20 protein-coding genes are annotated in these 21,572 nt (G+C 59.0%); 4 read left to right on the forward strand and 16 right to left on the reverse strand.

Going from position 1 to position 21,572, the window contains the following annotated elements:
- Positions 1–118: 118 nt before the first annotated feature.
- The 8 genes from ACR0DB_RS17050 to ACR0DB_RS17085 form a co-directional block, all read right to left on the reverse strand.
- Positions 119–1,336 (reverse strand): phenylacetate--CoA ligase family protein, encoded by a 1,218-nt coding sequence (locus ACR0DB_RS17050; RefSeq protein WP_480552186.1) that lies wholly within the window; start codon positions 1,334–1,336, stop codon positions 119–121.
- 19 nt (positions 1,337–1,355) lie between these two features.
- On the reverse strand, positions 1,356–2,189 hold the full coding sequence (locus ACR0DB_RS17055; protein ID WP_170771463.1) for an ABC transporter ATP-binding protein: 834 nt from the start codon (positions 2,187–2,189) through the stop codon (positions 1,356–1,358).
- Between the two features lie 74 nt (positions 2,190–2,263).
- Positions 2,264–3,544 carry an ABC transporter substrate-binding protein gene (locus ACR0DB_RS17060; protein ID WP_170771461.1) on the reverse strand — a complete coding sequence of 427 codons (1,281 nt, stop codon included), beginning with the start codon at positions 3,542–3,544 and terminating at the stop codon, positions 2,264–2,266.
- Between the two features lie 74 nt (positions 3,545–3,618).
- On the reverse strand, positions 3,619–4,695 hold the full coding sequence (locus tag ACR0DB_RS17065; RefSeq protein ID WP_170771459.1) for a branched-chain amino acid ABC transporter permease: 1,077 nt from the start codon (positions 4,693–4,695) through the stop codon (positions 3,619–3,621).
- Positions 4,696–4,698: 3 nt separating this feature from the next.
- Positions 4,699–4,956 (reverse strand): hypothetical protein, encoded by a 258-nt coding sequence (locus ACR0DB_RS17070; RefSeq protein WP_170771457.1) that lies wholly within the window; start codon positions 4,954–4,956, stop codon positions 4,699–4,701.
- A gap of 2 nt (positions 4,957–4,958) precedes the next feature.
- Positions 4,959–5,945, reverse strand: coding sequence for a branched-chain amino acid ABC transporter permease (locus tag ACR0DB_RS17075; protein ID WP_170771455.1), 987 nt, complete (start codon positions 5,943–5,945; stop codon positions 4,959–4,961).
- Between the two features lie 29 nt (positions 5,946–5,974).
- Entirely contained in the window at positions 5,975–6,793 is an 819-nt protein-coding gene (locus tag ACR0DB_RS17080) for an ABC transporter ATP-binding protein (RefSeq protein WP_170355671.1), read from the reverse strand.
- Between the two features lie 79 nt (positions 6,794–6,872).
- Positions 6,873–8,846, reverse strand: a complete 1,974-nt coding sequence (locus ACR0DB_RS17085) for an AMP-binding protein (protein WP_480552187.1) — start codon at positions 8,844–8,846, stop codon at positions 6,873–6,875.
- 323 nt (positions 8,847–9,169) lie between these two features.
- Here ACR0DB_RS17085 and ACR0DB_RS17090 point away from each other — a divergent pair, with 323 nt between their 5' ends.
- Positions 9,170–9,580, forward strand: a complete 411-nt coding sequence (locus ACR0DB_RS17090) for an ester cyclase (protein ID WP_170790241.1) — start codon at positions 9,170–9,172, stop codon at positions 9,578–9,580.
- Between the two features lie 94 nt (positions 9,581–9,674).
- On the opposite strand, the gene mutT is transcribed toward ACR0DB_RS17090, so the two are convergent.
- The 3 genes from mutT to ACR0DB_RS17105 are packed head-to-tail and all read right to left on the reverse strand — an operon-like array spanning position 9,675 to position 12,151.
- Positions 9,675–10,073, reverse strand: coding sequence for an 8-oxo-dGTP diphosphatase MutT (gene mutT, locus ACR0DB_RS17095; RefSeq protein WP_480552188.1), 399 nt, complete (start codon positions 10,071–10,073; stop codon positions 9,675–9,677).
- Entirely contained in the window at positions 10,070–11,296 is a 1,227-nt protein-coding gene (gene argJ, locus ACR0DB_RS17100) for a bifunctional glutamate N-acetyltransferase/amino-acid acetyltransferase ArgJ (protein WP_480552189.1), read from the reverse strand. The genes mutT and argJ overlap by 4 nt, the downstream gene beginning before the upstream one ends.
- Positions 11,297–11,302: 6 nt before the next feature.
- Positions 11,303–12,151, reverse strand: a complete 849-nt coding sequence (locus ACR0DB_RS17105) for a peptidylprolyl isomerase (RefSeq protein ID WP_480552190.1) — start codon at positions 12,149–12,151, stop codon at positions 11,303–11,305.
- 176 nt (positions 12,152–12,327) lie between these two features.
- Between ACR0DB_RS17105 and secA the strand changes: the two genes are divergently transcribed.
- From secA to ACR0DB_RS17120, 3 genes are all read left to right on the forward strand, one after another.
- Positions 12,328–15,045 carry a preprotein translocase subunit SecA gene (secA, locus tag ACR0DB_RS17110; RefSeq protein ID WP_170786096.1) on the forward strand — a complete coding sequence of 906 codons (2,718 nt, stop codon included), beginning with the start codon at positions 12,328–12,330 and terminating at the stop codon, positions 15,043–15,045.
- A gap of 100 nt (positions 15,046–15,145) precedes the next feature.
- The gene (locus ACR0DB_RS17115) at positions 15,146–16,069 is read left to right on the forward strand and encodes a hypothetical protein (RefSeq protein ID WP_480552191.1); all 924 of its coding nucleotides are present in this window, start codon (positions 15,146–15,148) and stop codon (positions 16,067–16,069) included.
- Positions 16,070–16,094: 25 nt separating this feature from the next.
- Entirely contained in the window at positions 16,095–17,645 is a 1,551-nt protein-coding gene (locus ACR0DB_RS17120) for a substrate-binding domain-containing protein (RefSeq protein WP_480552192.1), read from the forward strand.
- A gap of 72 nt (positions 17,646–17,717) precedes the next feature.
- Here ACR0DB_RS17120 and radC read toward each other — a convergent pair whose 3' ends face one another.
- Genes radC through ACR0DB_RS17145 form a run of 5 tightly spaced genes read right to left on the reverse strand, consistent with a single transcriptional unit; the run spans position 17,718 to position 21,568 of the window.
- Positions 17,718–18,473 (reverse strand): RadC family protein, encoded by a 756-nt coding sequence (gene radC / locus ACR0DB_RS17125; RefSeq protein WP_480552193.1) that lies wholly within the window; start codon positions 18,471–18,473, stop codon positions 17,718–17,720.
- Positions 18,474–18,508: 35 nt separating this feature from the next.
- The gene (locus ACR0DB_RS17130; RefSeq protein ID WP_480552194.1) at positions 18,509–19,243 is read right to left on the reverse strand and encodes an ABC transporter permease; all 735 of its coding nucleotides are present in this window, start codon (positions 19,241–19,243) and stop codon (positions 18,509–18,511) included.
- Positions 19,240–19,965 carry an ABC transporter ATP-binding protein gene (locus ACR0DB_RS17135; RefSeq protein WP_480552195.1) on the reverse strand — a complete coding sequence of 242 codons (726 nt, stop codon included), beginning with the start codon at positions 19,963–19,965 and terminating at the stop codon, positions 19,240–19,242. The genes ACR0DB_RS17130 and ACR0DB_RS17135 overlap by 4 nt, the downstream gene beginning before the upstream one ends.
- A complete protein-coding gene (gene tenA / locus ACR0DB_RS17140) occupies positions 19,962–20,636 on the reverse strand; it encodes a thiaminase II (protein WP_480552196.1) in 675 nt (224 codons plus the stop codon). Before tenA ends, ACR0DB_RS17135 begins: the two co-directional genes overlap by 4 nt.
- Entirely contained in the window at positions 20,633–21,568 is a 936-nt protein-coding gene (locus ACR0DB_RS17145) for an ABC transporter substrate-binding protein (protein ID WP_480552197.1), read from the reverse strand. The genes tenA and ACR0DB_RS17145 overlap by 4 nt, the downstream gene beginning before the upstream one ends.
- Positions 21,569–21,572 lie beyond the last annotated feature (4 nt).

Here is a 21,572-nt window from a genome sequence, read left to right on the forward strand (position 1 = left end):
ATCCTGGCTTGTTACTGGCTAAGGCGCAGGTTTCGTCTTTAATCGACCAAAACGGTCGGAAACACCAGTGGGCAGGGATACAAATCTGCGGCACATACTGCCGCAGACCTGCTTGGCCTCATTCGTAAACGCGCTGATCCTCGATCACCAGCCCGTCCTTGGGCAGTGATCCCGGCGCGACGACCTCGATCGCGCCTTTCAGTTTCAGCAGCTCGACAACCGATTTGGCATAGGCCATGTCATCGCCACCGGGGCTTTCGATCTGAACGGTCATCATGTCCATCTCACCCTGACGGGCGGCAATGACGCGGGCTTTGACGATCTCGGCATGTTTATCGACCAGCGCGGCCACCTGTTCGGGGCGCACAAACATACCCTTGATCTTGGTGGTCTGATCGGCGCGGCCCATCCAGCCCTTGATCCGTGCATTGGTGCGCCCGCAAGATGACTGGCCAGGCATGATCGCCGATAGATCGCCCGTCGCGAAACGGATCAGCGGATAGTCGGGGTTCAAAGAGGTCACGACGACCTCACCCACTTCACCCTCTGCCACTGGGGTTCCAGTGCCGGGGGTCACGATCTCGACAATGACATGTTCGTCGATGATCATCCCTTCCATGGCGGGGCTTTCGTAGGCGATGTTACCCAGATCGGCGGTCGCATAGCATTGCAGGCACGAGATTCCACGATCCGCGTATTCCTGCCGCAGTGACGGGAACAAGGCCCCGCCCCCTACGACGGCGGTGGTGAAATGAAGCTGGACGCCCATCTCATCCGCCTTGTCCAGTATGACCTTCAGATAGTCCGGCGTCCCGGCATAGGCGGTGCAGCCTACATCGCGCGCCGCCGTCACCTGCAGCTCGGTCTGGCCGGTGCCTGCGGGCAAAACAGCCGCCCCGACCGCGCGCGCGCCGCTTTCAAAGATCATACCCGCAGGCGTCAGGTGATAGCCAAAGCAATTCTGAACGATATCGCCCGGCCCTACACCAGCAGCGTGCAGGAATCGGCCCATGCGCCACCAGTCGGGATCGGTGCTGCCCGGTTCATAGATCGGGCCCGGAGATTGAAACACATGGTGGAAATGCCGTGCGGGTTTGACGGTGAACCCCCCGAACGGAGGGCGCGTCGCCTGCGCCTGCGCCAAGTCTGATTTGCGCAGAACCGGTAGTTTGGGCAAGTCCTCAACCGATGTGACACCATCTGTCTCCACATCCGCCAGATGCGTTTGAAAACCGGGGGCAGACAGGGCCCGTGCAAGTTGTTTTTGTAGCGCCTCGGCCTGATCGACGGCGCGTTTGTCGGCTGATCGGGTTTCGAGTGCGTCGAAATAGGTCATCGCCAGATCCTCCATCCGCTTACAGCCACCTCTTGCGGCGGCGATAGGACCGCACATCGCGGAAGCTTTTGCGGCCCTCATCCGACATACCGAGGTAGAATTCCTTCACATCCGGGTTTTCGCGCAGTTCCGCCGCCGGGCCATCCATCACCACACGACCCGATTCCAAGATGTAGCCGTAATGCGCAAACCGCAGCGCCACGTTGGTGTTCTGTTCGGCCAACAGGAAGGACACACCCTCTTTCTCGTTCAGGTCCTTCACGATTCCGAAAATCTCTTCGACCAGCTGCGGGGCCAGACCCATCGAGGGTTCGTCCAGCAGGATTGTCTCGGGCCGCGACATCAATGCGCGCCCCATGGCGACCATCTGTTGCTCACCGCCCGAGGTATATCCAGCTTGAGATTTGCGGCGTTCGGCCAGCCGCGGGAAATAAGAATAGACAAGCTCAAGGTCTTTCTGGATCGCAGCCGCGCCATCCTTGCGGGTATAGGCACCGGTCAACAGGTTTTCCTCGACCGTCAGGTGTTCGAAACAATGGCGGCCTTCCATCACCTGGATGACGCCCTTTTCAACCAAATCCGCCGGATCGCTTTCATGCACGCTGGTGCCGCGATATTTGATCGTGCCTTTCGTCACCTCGCCGCGTTCGGAATGCAGCAGGTTCGACACCGCCTTGAGCGTCGTCGTCTTGCCAGCCCCGTTTCCACCCAGCAGCGCGGTAATACCGCCCTTGGGCACGGTCAGGCTGACGCCTTTGAGGACGAGGATCACGTGATTGTAGATCACCTCGATATTGTTGACCTCAAGCAGGGTTTCGGTCTGCACTTCGGTGTTTTGAGCCGCATCCAGCATCAGCGCGTGTCCTCAAGCCTTGTGTTTAGGTCGGGACGGCGAGAGCCCGCCGCCCCGTGTTTCAGATCACCGGATCAGCAGCGCGAACCGATGTTGTTTTCCGACGCATATGCACCCGAATCCTCGTTGATCAGCGGACCGATCACGTCGCCATCGGTGGCTTTGAACTCGGAAATCAGGCTCCAGGTCTTGTTGGTCGCATCCCACTGGGTCACACCGACCAGAGCGTCGCCGCCGTGGTTTTCACACGAAACCGAGAAGGTCGGGCCAAAGTTTGGCAGGCCCAGTTCGGTCATTTTGGCTTCGGTGATTTCCAGCGCTTCCATGCCGTCGCGCATCATCGCAGGGGTGATGTCGGCGGTGCCGTGGATTTCCTGCGCTTTCTTGGCAGCTTCGGCAGCCAGCATTGCGGCATAGAGGCCACGGTTGTACAGAACCGTACCCACCTGATCGCCCGCGCCAGCGGCTTTACCGGCATCGACGACATATTTCTGCAGGTCATCAAAGACCGGGAAATCGGTGCCCACATTGTGGAAGGTCAGCGCCTTGTAGCCATTCGCAGCTTCACCCGCTGGCAGCACGTCGTTTTCCGAGCCCGACCACCAGATGCCGATGAAGTTTTCCATCGGGTAACGGATGTTGGCAGCTTCCTGCACCGCCACCTGGTTCATCACGCCCCAGCCCCACATCAGGACGAAATCGGGACGATCACGGCGGATTTGCAGCCACTGCGACTTCTGCTCCTGACCAGGATGATCCACCGGCAGGGCAACCAGCTCGAACCCGTGCTTGGCAGACAGCTCTTCCAGCGTGCGGATCGGTTCCTTGCCATAGGCCGAGTTGTGGTAGACCAGCGCGATTTTCTTGCCGCTCAGGTCGCCATTGTTGGTATCCAGCAGGTAGTTGATCGCGCCCGAGGCTCCATCCCAGTAGTTCGCAGGATAGTTGAACGTATGGCTGAACACATCGCCGTTTTTGGCCGAGGTGCGCCCATACCCCATCGTGTGCATCGGTATGCCATCTGCGGTGGTTTTGGGGATCAGCTGATAGGTGATACCAGTCGATAGCGGCTGATACACCAGCGAGCCTTCGCCCTTGGTGGATTCATAGCATTCCACACCTTTTTCGGTGTTATAGCCGGTTTCGCATTCGATCACCTTGGTCGCCACGCCACCAATACCGCCATCGCGTTCATTCAGCAGGGTAAAGTAATCAGCATAGCCATCCGCGAACGGGATACCGCCCGCCGCATAAGGCCCGGTCCGATAGCTGAGCGACGGGAATACGAGGTCGGCCATAACCGGACCTGCCGCCATTGCGGCGCCGAGCGCCATGGTTGCCAGTTTCAATTTCATCGGGTGTCTCCTCCCTTGGTTGGTCCGATGGTGAGTTCGGGCTTTGCACCCGTTATCTGATTGGGCCGAACCGCTTAGTGCGGGAACGGCCAGAGTCTGAGTTTCTCTTTGGCCACGCGCCACAGCTGCGCCAGCCCGTGCGGTTCAAGGATCAGGAACATGATGATCAGCGCGCCAACGATGACGAGATTCAAATGAGCCACGATATCGGTGGGCCAGCCCAGCATGTCCGCGCCGACGACCTTCAGGACAACGGGCAACAGCACAAGGAACGCAGCCCCGGCAAAAGATCCAAAGATGGATCCCAGTCCACCGATAATGATCATGAACAGCACCAGGAACGATTTCTGAATACCGAAGACTTCGCCGACCTCGACCGCGCCCAGATAAACCGCAAAGAACAACGCACCCGAAATACCCACAAAGAACGAGCTGACAGCAAAAGCCGTCAGCTTAGCCCGAAGTGGATTCACACCAATGATCTCGGCCGCGATGTCCATGTCCCGGATCGCCATCCATTTACGTCCTGTGGTACCACGCGTCAGGTTGCGAGCGACGACGGCGCAGACTGCTAGGAAGATCAGGCAAAACAGATAGGTTGCCCATGCCGGAGCATTCGGGCCGGTAATGATGATACCAAACACATCGCGTTCCGGCGCATTAATTTGCCCCGAGGCCGAATAGTTGTAGAACCACGGCACCCTGTTGAACAGCCAGACAAGGAAGAACTGCGCCGCCAAAGTCGCCACGGCCAGATAGAACCCTTTGATCCTAAGGCTTGGAAGGCCAAACAGCACACCGACCAACGCGGTGATACCTCCGGCAAGGATGACATGGATGAACATGCTGACATCCGGGAAGGCCGTCATCAGCTTATAGCAAGCATAGGCCCCTACAGCCATGAACCCGCCGGTGCCCAGCGAAACCTGCCCGCAATAGCCCACCAGAATGTTCAGTCCGATCGCCGCAATCGCATAGATCAGAAACGGCAGCAGCAGCGCATTTGCCCAATAGTCGTTGATGATGAACGGGATAATCCCAAACGCCACGGCAAGCACCACATAGTACCGATACCGGTCGAACTTGATCGGGAAGGTCTGGCTGTCATCCACGTAAGAGACTTTGAAATCTCCGGCCTCACGATAGAACATGTCTTACTTTCCCCATTCTTCCTGCGCCCGGTTGCGGGCTGCGGCATCCAGTTGGTTCGATCCTTTGGCATATCCCGTCGCCTCGGACGCACGGACCAGCTTGAGGTAGGCCAGGATGCCCATGACCAGTCCGGCAAAAGCCAAGATCGCTGCGATTGTCACCTGCCCGTCCGTCAGATCATCCGACGTCAGAGCGATATACCCAAAGGCCCAGAACCCGGCCCATGCGATCACGTTGGTGATGGCGAGGAACTTTTGCATCGCTACACCCTCTCGATGATCTTCTCACCGAACAGACCCTGCGGCCGGAACACGAGGAAGATCAGCGCCAGCACATAGGCAAACCAGTTCTCGGTCGCACCGCCCACAAGCGGGCCGATGGCAAATTCGAACAGTTTCTCGCCCACACCGATGATCAACCCTCCGACAATCGCTCCGGGGATCGAGGTGAACCCGCCCAGCATCAGTACCGGCAGCGCCTTGAGCGCGATCAGCGATAGCGAGAACTGCACACCCGATTTCGTACCCCACATGATGCCTGCGACAAGGGCCACGAACCCGGCGACCGACCAGACCATCACCCAGATGAAGTTCAGAGAAATCCCAACGGACAGCGCCGCCTGGTGGTCATCGGCCACCGCACGCATCGCCCGGCCTTGCTTGGTGTACTGGCTGAACGCCACCAGCGCCGCCACCAGCAATGCCGCGATAACTGTTGCAACAATGTCCAGATTGTCGATGAAGAAGCCGTAGCCGAAGATGTTGAATGTGCTCTCATCAATCCACAGGTTGATGCCCTGCGGCAGGCCCACATCCAGCGTCTTGATTTCAGAGCCCCACATCAGATCGGCCACACCTTCCAGCAGATAAGCCAGGCCGATCGTCGCCATGAACAGGATGATCGGCTCCTGACCCACCAGATGGCGCATCACAAAGCGCTGCACCGCCCAGGCCAGCAACACCATCACCGCCATGGTCAGAATAATCGCCAGCAGCGCAGGCACGTTCCAGCCAAAATAGTGGATATGCGTGCCGAACATGGCATTGATCAGATGCGCAAACGGCACCTGACCTTTCATGATCCCCACCAGAGTCATTGCCGCAAACAGTGCCATAACCCCTTGGGCATAGTTGAAAATCCCCGATGCCTTGTAAATCAGCACAAAGCCCAGCGCGACCAGCGCATAAAGGACCCCGGCCATCAGGCCATTCAGAATGACCTCCATCGCAAATACCAACTGATCAGGCATGTCCGCCCCCTCTCATGTCTGTCAGATGTTTAGTCATGGCTCACCCCCAGATAGGCGTCGATGACTTCCTGATTGTTGCGCACCTCATCGGGTGTGCCATCACCGATCTTGCGGCCATAGTCCATCACCACCACGCGGTCGCTCAGGTCCATCACAACGCCCATGTCGTGTTCGATCAGCGCGATTGTGGTGCCAAACTCGTCATTCACGTCCAGGATAAAGCGGCTCATGTCCTCTTTTTCCTCGACATTCATGCCCGCCATCGGCTCATCCAGCAGCAGCAGCTTTGGCTCCGCCGCCAAGGCTCGCGCCAGTTCGACCCGTTTCTTCAGCCCGTAGGGCAGGCGAGACACAGGTGTTTTGCGGATGTGCTGGATTTCCAAGAAATCGATGATCTTTTCGACCGCCTCGCGGTTTTCCGTCTCTTCCGCCTCGGCTTTGCCCTTCCACAAGGCCTGTTGGATAATATTCGTCTTCATGAAGCCCAAACGCCCTGTCATGACGTTATCCAAAACGCTCATCCCCTCGAAAAGAGCGATATTCTGGAACGTCCGTGCAATCCCCTGCTGCGCCACCTCAAAGGGTCGCATCTGCGGGCGTTTTGATCCGTGAAACCAAACCTCACCCTCCTGCGGCACATAGAACCCCGAGATCACGTTCAGCATCGAGGATTTACCCGCACCGTTCGGCCCGATGATGGCCCGGATCTCACCCTCGCGAATGTCGAACGAGATATCCTTGATTGCCACCACGCCGCCAAAGCGCAGGGTGATGTTTTTCATCTCCATCACCACACCGCCGATCTTACGACCGTCTTCGGTGACATATCCTTCGGAACTATCCAGCATCAGATCCTCCCTGAGCTGCGAAAAAACGGGACGGCGGGCGGGGCGATGACCGCAAGGTCGAGCGGCGCTCGAACGGCCTTCATTCCGCCGCCACCTTGTGCGAGGTCGCAGCAACAACCGGCGCGTCCACAATCTCCAGCGTTGCCGAGATCGACCCCTTGCGCCCGTCCTCATAGGTTACTTCAGTCGTGGTCGAAACGCTGGATGATCCGTCATAAAGCGCATCAATGATGTCGTGGAATTTCTCTTCCACAAACCCGCGCCGCACCTTTCGGGTCCGAGTCATTTCACCATCGTCCGCATCCAGCTCTTTGTGCAGGACCACAAAGCGATGCACCTGACAGCCCGACAGCATCTCATCTGCCGCAACCGACTTGTTGACCTCTTCCACATGCGACTTGATCGTCTCTAACACACGCGGATGACTGGTCAGTTCCTGATAGGACCCATAAGCCACATTGTTCCGCTCGGCCCAGTTACCCACCGCCGTCAGGTCGATATTGATGAAGGCCACGCAGCGATCCTTGCCGTTACCGAACAGTACAACTTCCAGAATATCGGGATAGAACTTCAGTTTGTTCTCGACATATTTCGGCGCAAACATCGACCCGTCGGCCATTTTGCCCACGTCCTTGGCACGGTCGATGATCCGCAGATGGCCGGACCCTTCCTCGATGAACCCTGCATCACCTGTGGCCACCCAACCCTCGGCATCCTTGGTCGAGGCGGTCGAATCCGGGTTATTGTAATACTCGACAAACACACCGGGCGATCGATAGTGAATCTCGCCCTTATCGTCGATCTTCAACTCAACATCCGGCGCAGGAACACCAACCGTATCCGCGCGCACCTCGCCGTCTGGCTGTACAGTAATGAAAACGGTGGCTTCGGTCTGACCATATAGCTGCTTCAGATTGATACCCAGTGAGCGGTAGAAATCAAAAATCTCAGGCCCAATGGCTTCACCCGCTGTATAGCCGACGCGGAACCGGCCATAACCCAGCGTATCCTTCAACGGACCATAAACCAGCATGTTGCCCAGCGCGTATTTTACCTTGTCGCCAAACCCGACCGGCTTGCCATCCAGCAACAGACCGCCCACCTTTTTGGCGTGATCCATAAAGTGTCGGAACATGCGTTGCTTCAGCTTGCCCGCATCCTCCATCCGGATCATCACATTGGTCAGCTGCGTCTCAAACACGCGCGGAGGGGCAAAGAAATAGGTCGGCCCTATCTCGCGCAGGTCGGTCATCATCGTGTCGGCGCTTTCGGGGCAGTTCACGCAGAAGCCGCACCAATAGGCCTGACCGATCGAGAAGATGAAATCGCCCACCCACGCCATCGGCAGGTAGGACAGAATATCTTCGTTCCGGGTCAGATGATCGAACTCGGCCGAGTTCTTGGCGCTTTCGATCACATTACGGTTCGACAGCACCACGCCCTTGGGCTTGCCCGTAGTGCCCGAGGTATAGAGCATCACGCAGGTATCGTCATAGGTGATCGCCGCGATACGCTTGTCCAGTTCCGCGTCGAACCGTGCGTGACCGGCGCTGCCCTCGGCCATGATGTCGTCCAGCGCGTTCATCTGACTGTGGTCGTATTTCCGCATCCCGCGCTTGTCAGTGTAGAGGATATGCTTGACCTGTTGCAGGCCCTGCTGAATCTCGATGACCTTGTCGACCTGCTCCTGATCACCGCAGACGACGTATTTTGCGCCGCAATGTTCCAGCACATAGGCCATCTCTTCCGCGACAGAGTCCTGATACAGCGGCACCGGCACCGCCCCCACCATCTGCGCGGCCACCATCGACCAGTAATGCGCCGGGCGGTTGCGGCCTATGACGGCGATATGGTCGCCCTTCTCAACGCCGATCTCCAGAAATCCCAACGCCAGTTTACGCACCTCGGCGGCGGTCTCAGCCCAGGACCAGCATTGCCAGATCCCGAATTCCTTTTCCCGGTAGGCCGGGGCATCCCCGAACTGCGTCGCATTGCGATGTAACAGCGCCGGAAGGGAAACCAACCCTTCAGCGCCCGATTGCGTCTGAGCCAATCTTTCTCTCCTCCCCACCCGACCCCTCCCTTGGGTCGGAAATGGCGGGTTCGGGATGGTGCCCGAACGCCAATGCCCCACGAAGGGACAGGCGGAGGATCAGCGGCAAGTTTTGCCTGATGTTTTCTCAATTCTTACGAATTGTAACAGGGGTGGAAGGGTGATGGATTGGATGGATCGCCGGAGCACATCAGTCAAAATGTCGTCACCAAGCCACGATATTTCCGCGCATTTTGATAATGAGCTATTTCAGCGTACCCTGTTTCTTACTGCTTCAGTTGATGGCCAACACGGTTGGCCACAGTTTCGTAGGGGGGAAACACATGTCTATCCGAAAAGCCGCAAGAGAATTCTTTGAGGCCTGCGATACAGGCAAAGGCTGGGACGCCTGCAAAAACTTTTGCCATGAGGGCGCGACGTTTTCAGCACAAGCCGACGCATTGGCCGACGTCACTTCCCTGGAAGGTTACGCAGACTGGATGAAAAACCTGCTGACTCCGATCCCGGATGGTCATTATGAGCTCAAATCATTTTCTGTTGATGAAGAGCGTGGAATTGCAAGCATATTTGCCGTGTTCCATGGAACTCATTCCGTGGATGGCCCAGTGCCTGCTACGGGAAAAACTCTGGCCGCGGAATACGTCTATGCCATTGAGTTTGACGGTGACAAAATCAAACACATGACCAAGATATGGAATGATGCGCATTCCTTGAAACAGCTCGGCTGGGCCTAATACTTTAGGATCAGGGGTACAGGTCACAAATCACGCAATTCCGACCACCGCGTGCTCTCTTTTGGCCACAGGGGGCATGCGCCCTGCCGCGACACTACAACCAATCCCGCAGAATCGGGATCAACGGCACATCAGCTGCGGGCATAGGATAGTTCCGCAGATCATTAGCGCGGACCCATTTCAGCGCCTGACCTTCTTTTGATTGTGGTATCCCCTCCCATTTCCGGCAAGCGAACAGCGGCATCAACAGGTGGAAATTGTCATAGCTGTGGCTGGCAAAGGTCAGCGGTGCTAGGCAGGAGGCCCAGGTGTTGATGCCCAGTTCTTCCTCCAGCTCGCGGATCAGGGCGACCTCGGGGGTTTCGCCGGGTTCGACCTTGCCGCCGGGGAATTCCCACAGACCGGCCATGGACTTCCCCTCGGGGCGCTGCGCCAGCAGCACCCGGCTTTCGACGTCGATCAGGGCGACGGCCGACACCAAAACGGTCTTCATGAACGATAATCCGCGTTGATCTCGATATAGCCGTGCGTCAGGTCGCAGGTCCAAACGGTGGATGCGCCTTCACCCAGCCCCAGATCGACCGCGATCACCAGATCCTGACCTTTCATATAGGCGGCAGCGTCTTCCTCGCGGTAGTCGGGGCTGACCCAGCCTTTCTCAGCCACCAGAATATCGCCGAAAGAGATGCTCAGAAGGTCGCGATCCGCAGCCGCTCCGGATTTGCCGATGGCCATGACCACGCGGCCCCAGTTCGGGTCTTCGCCCGCAATCGCCGTTTTCACCAGCGGCGAGTTGGCAATCGCCAACCCATGCACCTTGGCATCCGCGTCCGTGGCTGCTCCGGTCACACGAATTTCTACGAATTTCGTGGCACCTTCACCGTCGCGCACCACCTGCTGCGCAAGGTCCAGCATCACCGTCTCAAGCGCCTGCGCAAACGCGGCGTTTCCGGTTGCATCCACGCCAGAAGCCCCGGTCGCGCACAAAAGCAAGCTGTCCGAGGTCGAAGTATCACTGTCCACCGTGATGCAGTTGAAGGTGCGGTCGGTCTGCGCGCCCAGCATCGCTTGTAGCGCCGATTGTTCGACTTGCGCATCGGTGAAGATGTAAACCAGCATCGTCGCCATATCCGGCGCGATCATGCCTGAACCCTTGGCGATCCCAGAAATAGAGACTGTTTTGTCGTCAATCTCGACCTGTGCGCTTGCCCCCTTGGGGAAGGTGTCGGTCGTCATGATCGCCCGCGCGGCGTCTTCAATGGCGTGGCGGCTGAGACCCATTTTAAGCGTCTCAAGCTGCGATACGATGCGACCATGGGGCAGCGGCTCGCCGATCACGCCGGTGGACGATGTAAATACCCGCTCGACCCCGACGCCGGTGGCTTTGGACACGGCCTGCGTCACTTCGGCCACAGAGGTCTGGCCGTAGTGCCCGGTGAATGCATTGGCATTGCCCGAGTTCACCAAAATAGCCGCCGGACCATCGCTGGCCCCACCGATCTTGTCCTGACAATCCAGCACCGGGGCCGCGCGGGTGGCGGAACGCGTGAACACCCCCGCCACCGAGGTACCGGGATCCAGCACCGCCAGCATCACATCGGTGCGGCCCTGGTAGCGCACACCCGCCTCAACAGTGGCAAAGCGCACACCGTCAATTGCGGGCAGGTCGGGGAATGCCGCCCGAGCCAGCGGCGAAACTTTGGTAATCGTTGTCACGGACGGTTACTCCTGAAGCAGTTCGATCTGACGCAGTGCCTCGGGTCCGACACCCTCGGTCGTGGGGCGCTCGATCTCGGCCTGCTGGGTCAGCTCGTCGATGCGCGCCTGAATGATCTCCTGCTGAAGACCTTGGGACAGTTCGACGCGGACAGCCTCAATATCCGGGGCTTCGGTTTTGCGCTTGTCGTTCAGGGTGACAACGTGCCAGCCGAACTGAGTTTTCACAGGGTCCGAAACCTGGCCCTTTTCCAGACTGACAACGGCAGCCTCGAAGGCAGGCACCATGCGACCCGGGCCGAACCAACCCAACTCACCCCCATTCGGGCCGGACGGGCCGGTGGATTTCTCGCGCGCCAGTTGCGCGAAATCGGCACCGTCATCAAGCTGAGCCTTGATTTCATTCGCTTCTTCTTCGGTTTCGACCAGAATGTGGCTGGCGTTATATTCATCCGCGCCCTGGAAATCAGCATATTGCGCATCATAGGCGGCCTGGATCGCCTCATCCGTCAGATTTTCCTCGATCAACGCATTCACAGTCTGCACCGCACGCAGAGATCGGGTTTCATTCTCGATGCCCAATGCGTTCAGCCGGGTCAGCGCGTCCTGCTGTTGGCCCAGCAATTGCTGCTGGATCAACTGATCGACAATCAGATCATAGAGAACATCGTCTTCGATCTGCTGATATTGCTCGGGCAAGGCTGCGGCAGTAGCGATGATGTGACCCAATGTGATCTCTTCCCCGTTCACACGGGCCACGACCGCGCTGGGATCGGGCTGGGTTTCGGCGGCCAGTGGCAGGGCCAGCACGGCAGTCAGGGCCAGCGATGGCAGAAAAGTGAGGCCTTTGGGCATGGATTCATCCTATTTTCTAGCCGCGACGGGGCGCAGCGTTGACACTGTGGAACCTGCCGCTTACATCGCTTTGAAGCCTTGGACAGGGCCGCCTTTCACCCCCCGTATCTATGGGTTGCGCGCAAGGTGGGCAAGCCTGTCGCAACCAAGACAAGAACAGATCCGCTGGAGTGAACATGCTGGGACTCGGAACGCTCGCCAAAAAGGTGTTCGGAACACCGAACGACCGCAAGATCAAGGCGACCCGCCCCCTGATCGACCAGATCAACGCGCTGGAACCCGAGTTCGAGAAATTGTCGGATGACGGTCTGAAGGAAAAGACCGAGGAATTGCGTAAACGGGCGTTGGACGGCGAGAGCCTGGATGACCTGCTGCCCGAAGCCTTTGCCAACGTACGCGAAGGCGCCAAGCGCGCGCTGGGTCTGCGTGCCTTTGACGTGCAGTTGATGGGCGGCGCGTTTCTGCATCAGGGCAACATCTCGGAAATGAAAACAGGTGAGGGCAAAACGCTGGTCGCCACGTTCCCGGCCTATCTGAACGCTCTGACCGGCAAGGGCGTGCATGTGGTCACCGTGAACGAATACCTGGCCAAGCGCGACTCGGACTGGATGGGCAAGGTTTTTGGCGCTTTGGGCATGACCACGGGTGTGATCTGGTCTGGTCAGCCAGATGCGGAAAAGAAAGCCGCCTATGCCTGTGACATCACCTATGCCACCAATAACGAGTTGGGATTCGACTATCTGCGCGACAACATGAAGTCCGATCTGGCCGAGATTTATCAAAAATACCACAATTTCGCGATTGTGGACGAGGTCGACTCGATCCTGATTGACGAGGCGCGCACGCCGCTGATCATCTCGGGCCCGTCGCAGGACCGGTCTGACATGTATACTACGATCGACGGGCTGATCCCTTCGTTGCAGGACGACCACTATTCGCTGGACGAGAAATCGCGGAACGTGACCTTCACCGATGAAGGCAACGAGTTTCTTGAAGAACAACTGATCGCAGCCGGACTGATCCCCGAGGGCCATTCGCTGTATGATCCCGAAAGCACCACGGTCGTTCACCACGTGAACCAAGGTCTGCGGGCGCACAAACTGTTCCAGCGCGACAAGGACTATATCGTGCGCGACGGCAATGTCGTTCTGATCGACGAATTCACCGGGCGCATGATGCCGGGTCGCCGTCTGTCGGAAGGTCTGCACCAGGCCATCGAGGCCAAGGAAGGTGTACAGATCCAGCCTGAGAACGTGACGCTGGCCAGCGTGACCTTCCAGAACTATTTCCGCCTTTATGACAAGTTGGGCGGCATGACCGGCACTGCCCTGACCGAGGCCGAAGAATTCCAAGAAATCTATGGCCTGGGCGTGGTCGAGGTTCCGACCAACAAGCCAATTGCACGTGTAGACGAAGATGATCAGGTCTATCGCACTGGTGCCGAGAAATACGGCGCGATGATCGAAGAAACCAAAGAAGCGCAGGAAAAGGGCCAACCAGTTCTGCTGGGCACCACCTCGATCGAGAAATCCGAACTGCTCAGCCAGATGCTGACCAAAGAAGGCATCCAGCACAACGTTCTCAACGCCCGCCAGCACGAGCAAGAGGCGCAGATCGTCGCCGATGCGGGGCGTCTGGGCGCAGTCACCATCGCCACCAACATGGCCGGTCGCGGAACCGACATCCAGTTGGGCGGCAATGTGGAAATGAAAGTGCTGAAGGCGCTGGCCGAAAACCCCGAGGCCGACCCCGCCGAACTGCGCGCGGCCGAAGAAGCAACTCACGCCGAGGAAAAAGAAAAGGTTCTGGCCGCTGGTGGTCTGTTTGTTATGGCATCAGAACGCCACGAAAGCCGCCGCATCGATAACCAGCTGCGTGGCCGTTCGGGCCGTCAGGGTGATCCGGGCCGCACAGTATTTTACCTCAGCCTCGAAGACGACCTGATGCGCATCTTTGGCTCGGAACGTCTGGACAAAGTTCTACACACCCTGGGCATGCAAGAGGGCGAGGCCATCGTTCATCCCTGGGTCAACAAATCGCTGGAGCGGGCGCAATCCAAGGTCGAAGGCCGCAACTTTGACATGCGCAAGAACGTCCTGAAATTTGATGACGTGATGAACGACCAACGGAAAGTGGTGTTCAGCCAACGGCGCGAGATCATGTCTGCCGATGACCTCTCAGATGTGGTCTCGGACATGCGCGAACAGGTCATCGACGATCTGATCGACGAATACATGCCGCCGAAATCCTATGCTGATCAGTGGGACACCGATGGATTGCACGAGGCGATCAAGGACAAGCTGACCATCGACGCGCCCGTACAGGATTGGGCCGCGGAAGAAGGCGTGGATGACGAACAGGTGCGCGAGCGTTTGGTCAAGGCCGCCGACGAGATGATGGCGCAAAAGGCGGCCGCTTTTGGCCCCGAGAACATGCGCAACATCGAAAAGCAGGTTCTGCTGAACACCATCGACAGCAAATGGCGTGAACACCTGCTGACACTGGAGCATCTGCGCTCGGTCGTTGGGTTCCGGGGCTATGCCCAGCGCGATCCGCTGAACGAGTATAAGAACGAAAGCTTCCAGCTGTTTGAAAGCATGTTGGACAGTTTGCGCGAAACCGTGACTCAGCAATTGTCGCGCGTGCGCCCTCTGACCGAGGAAGAACAGCGCGAGATGTTGGCGCAGATGCAGGCCCAACAGGCCCAAGCGCAGCAGGCGGTCGATCAGGCCGCAGGCCAGGCCGAAGCTGTGGCCGAGGCCGAAGCCTCGGGTGATGCGCGACCCGGTTTCGATGAAAACGATCCAAGCACATGGGGCAACCCGTCACGCAACGACAGATGCCCCTGCGGTTCGGGCAAGAAGTTCAAACATTGCCACGGACGCCTGACCTGACATCACCTTAGTTCAGACACAATTAACCCGCGTCACGGCCACATATTGGCCGTGATTGACCCGCAGGGTGCGACTCGCTCCTTCAACTGGGGAGGGTGTTTTGTTTGTAATTAAGAACTACGTGACCACTGGGGGTACCGTTGCCTGTGCCCTGGCCATTGGTTACCTGATGCAGAATGGAACGCCTGCGGAACCTGACGTCCCGCAGACGCAGATCAGTTCTGTCATGGATCACACGGCGATCATCGCAGGGCTGGAGGATATCGTTCTGACCTCCTCGACTCCGGCCCACGAAACGCCGGACGACACCACAACCGGACATCGCAAGCTGCACGCCAACGGGTCTGCCCCCTCGGGCCCGACGGACTGCGCTATCGGCGCACGGGCGCGGGCTGTACCCGGTGCTGCAGCGCAACTGACCGTCCTTGCCCCTTGCCACGCGGGCGAACGGATTGATGTGCATCACAGCGGCCTGACCGTCACGCAACAAACAGACGCGACCGGTCATCTGGAAGTGACAATCCCAGCGCTCAGCGAATATGCGATCTTCCTGATCTCGGTCGGGGATCAGGCGGGCACTGTTGCGACCACACATATCCCCGATATCACCCATTTCGATCGCGTGGCCCTGCACTGGCAAGGCAATACGGACCTGCAAATCCATGCGCTGGAGTTTGGCGCAAGCTATGGCAGCACCGGCCATGTCTCGGTTGACGCCAAAACACAGGGCGCCGGGCAAGTTGTCCATCTGGGTCAACCCGACCTGAACGACGCGCAGAACGTTCAGGTCTATTCCTACCCTGCAGGGCAATCCGATCAGACCGGCTCGATCGCCCTGTCGGTCGAGGCCGAAGTGACCCGGGCAAATTGCGGCCAGGAACTGCACCTGCAATCGCTGGAACTGCGCGGCGATCAGCGCCTCAGCGCGCGCGACCTGTCCGTCACTCTGCCGGAATGTTCGGAAGCGGGTGAGTTTCTGGTGTTGAATAATTTGCTCGAAGACCTGAAAATCGCGGCAAACTAAAACCGCAGGCGGGCTCGGGCACCTTATGACATTTCTTCGTGTGGCAGCGGCCGCACTGTTTTCATTGGCATCCGCGTTACAGGTGGTTGCGCAGGACATCACCCTGACCTCGCATGACGGCAAGGTCGAGGTGGTCGGCAATCTGCTCGGCTATGACGGTGAGTTCTATCGCATTGACACGCAGTTCGGTGAACTGACCGTGGATGGGTCCGGCGTGACATGCACGGGCCCTGCCTGCCCCAGTCTCACAGATTTCATGGCCGAGATTCACCTATCGGGCGCGTCAGTCATGGCCGAGAACATCCTGCCCGCGCTTTTGGTGGCCTTTGCCCGACACGAAGGGTGGGCCGCGACCCCGCTACATCTGGAGGGCGGGCAATTTGCCTATGAGCTGACTAAACCCAACCGCGCGGCACCGCTGGGTCGGTTCGTATTCACCCCCACAACCACCGACCAGGGGTTTGCCGATCAAGTGTCAGGTTCGGCCGACATCGTCATGGCCCTGCGCGAGGTTCGACCAACCGAGCAAGACAGCGCCATCAAGGCCGGTTTGGGCGATCTGTCCCTGGCCCGGCGGTCCCGCATCGTGGCACTGGACGCGTTGGTGCCGGTGGTGTCACCGGACAATCCGATCCGACAGATATCACCCGCTGATCTGGTCCGCATCTTCACCGGAGAGATCACGAACTGGACCAGCCTGGGCGGACCCGACGCGCCAATTGCCGTGCATCTGCCGGACACCGACCCGTCGCAAGCCTTGCAGGACAGTTTGCTGACACCGGTAAACGCCTCCCTGCCCGCAAGGATCAACCAGCATAACCGCAGCAGCGCTCTGGTTCAGGCAGTTGCACGGGATCCGTTCGCCATCGGCATCGCCAGCCAGGCGGCGGTCGACACGGTCCGCGCGTTGCCCCTGACCGGCGGCTGCGGTCACGCGCTGGCGGCGACCCGACAATCCATCAAGACCGAGGACTACCCCCTCACCTCGCCCATGTTCTTATACTTGCCCAACCGTCGCCTGCCCCGGATCGCAAGGCAGTTTCTGGCTTTCGCCCAAAGCCCCGAGGCACAAGTCGCAATCCGAGATGCAGGTTTCGTCGATCAAGCCCCCGAGCTGTTGTCCATCGACCAGCAGGGACATCGCCTGGCCAACGCCGTCGCCTCGGGCGGAGTTGAAATCGGGCTGGACGAGCTACAACGCATCGTAGGCACATTGCGCGCCCAATCTCGGCTGTCGCTGTCCTTCCGGTTCGAAACAGGCTCCTCCCGCCCTGACGCGCAATCGCGCGCCAACATCCAGCTTTTGGCGCAGCTTCTGGAATCCGGCCAATTCGACACCCAACGCCTGACCTTTATCGGCTTCAGCGACGGCGACGGATCGGCACAAGCCAACGCCCGGATCGCCCTGCTGCGCGCCAAAACCGTGCGCAACGCGGTTCTGGCCGCGATTGAGGCTTCGATCTCCGAAAAGGTCGAGCTGAATGTCGACGGTTTTGGCGAAGCCATGCCCATGGCCTGCGACGACACCGAATGGGGCCGAAAAGTCAATCGCAGGGTCGAAGTTTGGGTCCAATAGCCCAATACTTCTTCTCGTTCCAAATACGGTGGGGGTGAATTGGCCCAATGGGCCAAGAGGGGGCAATGCCCCCTACAAATACCCGTCCGAGCGGAAACTCAGTTCTGTCGATTTCCCGATGATCAGGTGGTCATGCAAGGTCAGACCCAAAGCGACACAGGCATCCTGAATCCGGTTGGTCATGTCGATATCCGATTGCGACGGCGTCGGATCACCTGACGGATGGTTATGCACCAGAATAAGCGCCGAAGCATTTAGCTCCAGCGCCCGTTTCGCCACCTCCCGCGGGTAGACCGGCACATGATCGACGGTGCCTTTGGCTTGTTCTTCATCCGCGATCAACACGTTCTTACGGTCCAGATAGAACACCCGGAACTGCTCGGTTTCGCGATGGGCCATCGTTGTATGGCAGTAATCCAACAGCGCGTCCCAGCCCGAGATCACATGCCGCTGAATCACCCGCGCGCGGGCCATGCGATGGGCGCAAGCCTCAAGGATTTTCAGATCGGTAATGACCGTCTCACCCACACCCTTGATCTGCCGCAGCCTCTCTTTGGGGGCAGTTAGTACTCGGTTGAAATCTCCAAACGTATCCATCAGCGCCCGCGCCAGAGGTTTCACATCCTGCCGGGGGATGGACCGGAACAGCACCAACTCCAAAAGCTCGTAATCCGGCATTGCGGCGGACCCGCCCGACATGAACCTTTCGCGCAGCCGCTTACGATGGTCTTTGATATAGGAGGGCAATCGACCACTTGGCAGCGGCTGCGCGGGCGCTTCGTCCGTTTCAAACAGCATGGGGGCTTCGGCAAAGGCGTCCTTGGTCATGCCCTTATCCTGACGCCGAATCGGTTTCTAAACCGTTAACGCGCTTCTCCTGCCATGCGCGCCGTGGCCCGGCGGATGATCAGATGCAATAGGATCGAAAACACGCCCAAGGTCAGCATCGCGGCAAACATCAGGTCGGTCTTGGCACGCCCGTTGGCCAGCAGCATCAGATAGCCCAAGCCCTGAGACGAGCCCACCCACTCGCCAATCACAGCCCCAATGGGCGCATAAACCGCCGCCAGCCGCATCCCCGAGGCCAGCGAGGGCAGCGCCGCCGGGATGCGGATATGCCACAACACCGCGCGCGGGCTGGCCTGCATGGTGCGCGCAAGGTCCAGATAGCCCGGTGGCGTGCGCATCAGCCCGTCGAAAAAGGATGAGGTGATCGGGAAATAGATGATCAGAACCGCCATCGCGACCTTGGACCACAGCCCATAACCCAGCCACAGGGTCAGCAACGGGGCAAGCGCAAAGACCGGAAGCGCCTGCGTAAAGACCAGCATCGGCTGCACCAACACCCGCGCGGCGCGTGAATTGGCCAGTTGCAGCGCGGTGATCACGCCCAGAACCGTGCCGAGGGCGAGCCCGATCACTACCTCTACCGCTGTAATCCACGTATGTTCGGCAATCACCCAGCGGTTCTGCCACCATGTCTCGGCCACCAGTGCCGGACCGGGCAGGATGAATTTCGGCAGACCCGTCAGGCTGACAATCGCCTGCCATACGGCCAGCGCGAATACAGTTGCGGCAAGGGCGGACAGGATCTTCATGCAGCTTCTCTCAGCAACCGCAACAGCGCGCCCTGCGTCTCCAGAGTTTCCAGGTCATCCACATGTCGCGGGGCCGGGGCCGAAGGTGGCTCGCAGGGCGTCAGCCCCTGCGCGGTCATCACCATGATGGATTGACCCAATCGTGCGGCCTCGGCCGGATCGTGCGTCACCAAAAGAACGGTGCGCCCCGCCAGCGCCTCGGCCGCCAGATCCTGCATATCGGCGCGGGTGCGGGCGTCGAGGGCCGAGAACGGCTCATCCAACAACACGATGGGCCGGTCCTCCATCAAGGTACGCGCCAAGGCCACGCGCTGACGCTGACCGCCCGACAATTCGCCGGGTTTCTTGGTTAGATGATCCTGCAAGCGCATCCGCTCGATCAGACGATCCCGGCGCGCAAGATCGGGTTTCTCGCCCCGCAGACGCGCGCCCAGCGACACATTCTGCGCCACCGTCGCCCAAGGCAGCAGTAGATCGTCCTGCGCCATATAAGCGACGCGGCTTGTCACTGGCTGTGCGCCACCGGCAATGATCTGACCATTGAACGCGGCACCTGTTTCCAACCCCGCGATCAGGCGCAGAACGGTGGTTTTCCCTACGCCCGATCCACCCAGCAAACAGGTCCACTGCCCGGCCCCAAGGGTCAGGGTCAAAGGCGCGAATAAGGGCGCGCCGTCGATTGTGGCCGAGCCACTGATGGTCAGATCAGGCGCTTGGGTCACGGGGTCAGGCCCATTTGCCAGAAATTGACCTCAAGCTCTGTGGCGGTACGGAAGGTTTGACACAGACGCTTCCAACGTGGTGACGATTCGAATTCTGCTCCAATGCGTCGTGTTAGAGCCTGATCCAGCAATTCTCCGACCGCCTTGCACGCGCCCTGGTAGTCCTCACCGGCATAGGTGTTGATCCAATCGCGATAGGTCTCGGATGAGGTCTCGGCAGCCAACCGCGCGCCGATCTCACCATAGCCCATGACACAGGGTGCAAGGGCTGCCAGCAGGTCCAGCAGATCTCCGCTATACCCGGCCTCTAGCACGAACCGCGTATAGGCCAGGTTCTCGGCCCGCTCGGGGGTCGCGAACAGCTCCTCCTGCGAAATCCCGGCAGCCTCGCAGATGCCGATATGCAGCTGCATTTCTTCGGCGACCAGAGCGTTCACTGTGCCCACAGCGGTCAACATCTCAGAATGCGTTTCCGATTTCACCACCGCCAAAGCCCAGGCACGGCTGAAATGGATCAGGAAGACGTAATCCTGACGCAGATAGTGTAGGAACGCCTCACGCGGCAGCGTGCCGTCCTTCATGCCTTCGACAAAGGCGTGGCGGGTATAATCCCGCCACGGCCCCTGCGCCGCATCACGCATCAGCGCGAAGGCTTTGCCGTAGCCGCTCATTGCGCGGTCACATCAATGGTGATGTCGCTGACCGGATTGATGCTGTCGATCATGCCGCTGTCCTTCAGAAATGCCTCGAACCGCGCGTACCGACCAGCGTCAAAACCAGCCGGGCGCAGGGCGAAACGGGGCAGAGTGTCGACCCATGCGCGCGCGTTCAGCTCATCCTGCAGCTCTGGCGAGGTGGCGGCGAAAATTTCCCAGCTTTTTTTCGGGTTGTTGACGATATACTGCGTGGCTTTCTCGGTCGCGGCCAGAAAACGCGCGATCATGTCGGCATCCATGGTTTCGGGGTTGGCTACATAGATCAGCTCATCATAGGGCGGTACGCCTTCTTCCTCGATGTAAAAGCAGCGGCCCGCGACACCTTCGATATCCATCTGGTTCAGTTCGAAATTGCGGAACGCACCGATCACCGCATCCACCTGCCCGGTCATCAGCGACGGCGAAAGCGAGAAGTTCACGTTGATCAATTCGATATCGTCCAGCGCCACACCATGGGCATTCAGCATGGCGGTCAGAATGGCCTCTTCCACGCCCGCGACCGAGAAGCCGATCTTTTTACCCTTGAGGTCGGCCAAAGATTTAATCGGACCGTCTTTCAACACCAGCAGGCAGTTCAGCGGGGTCGCAACCAGCGTGCCCACGCGTTTCAGCGGCAGGCCTTCGTGGATTTGCAAGTGCAGCTGCGGCTGGTAGGACACGGCCAGTTCAGCTTGACCTGCGGCCACCAGACGCGGGGGGGCCGAAGGGTCAGCGGGCGGGACGATTTCAACCTCAAGCCCCTGCTCGGCGAAATAGCCATTTTCCTGCGCCACGATGATCGGGCCGTGATCGGGGTTGATGAACCAGTCCAGCAGGACGGTCATTTTGTCCTCGGCCCAGGCTGGCGCAGCGGCCAGCAAAGCAATGGCGGTAATCAGCTTTTTCATATTT

This window comes from Ruegeria sp. AB6 (assembly GCF_056542685.1).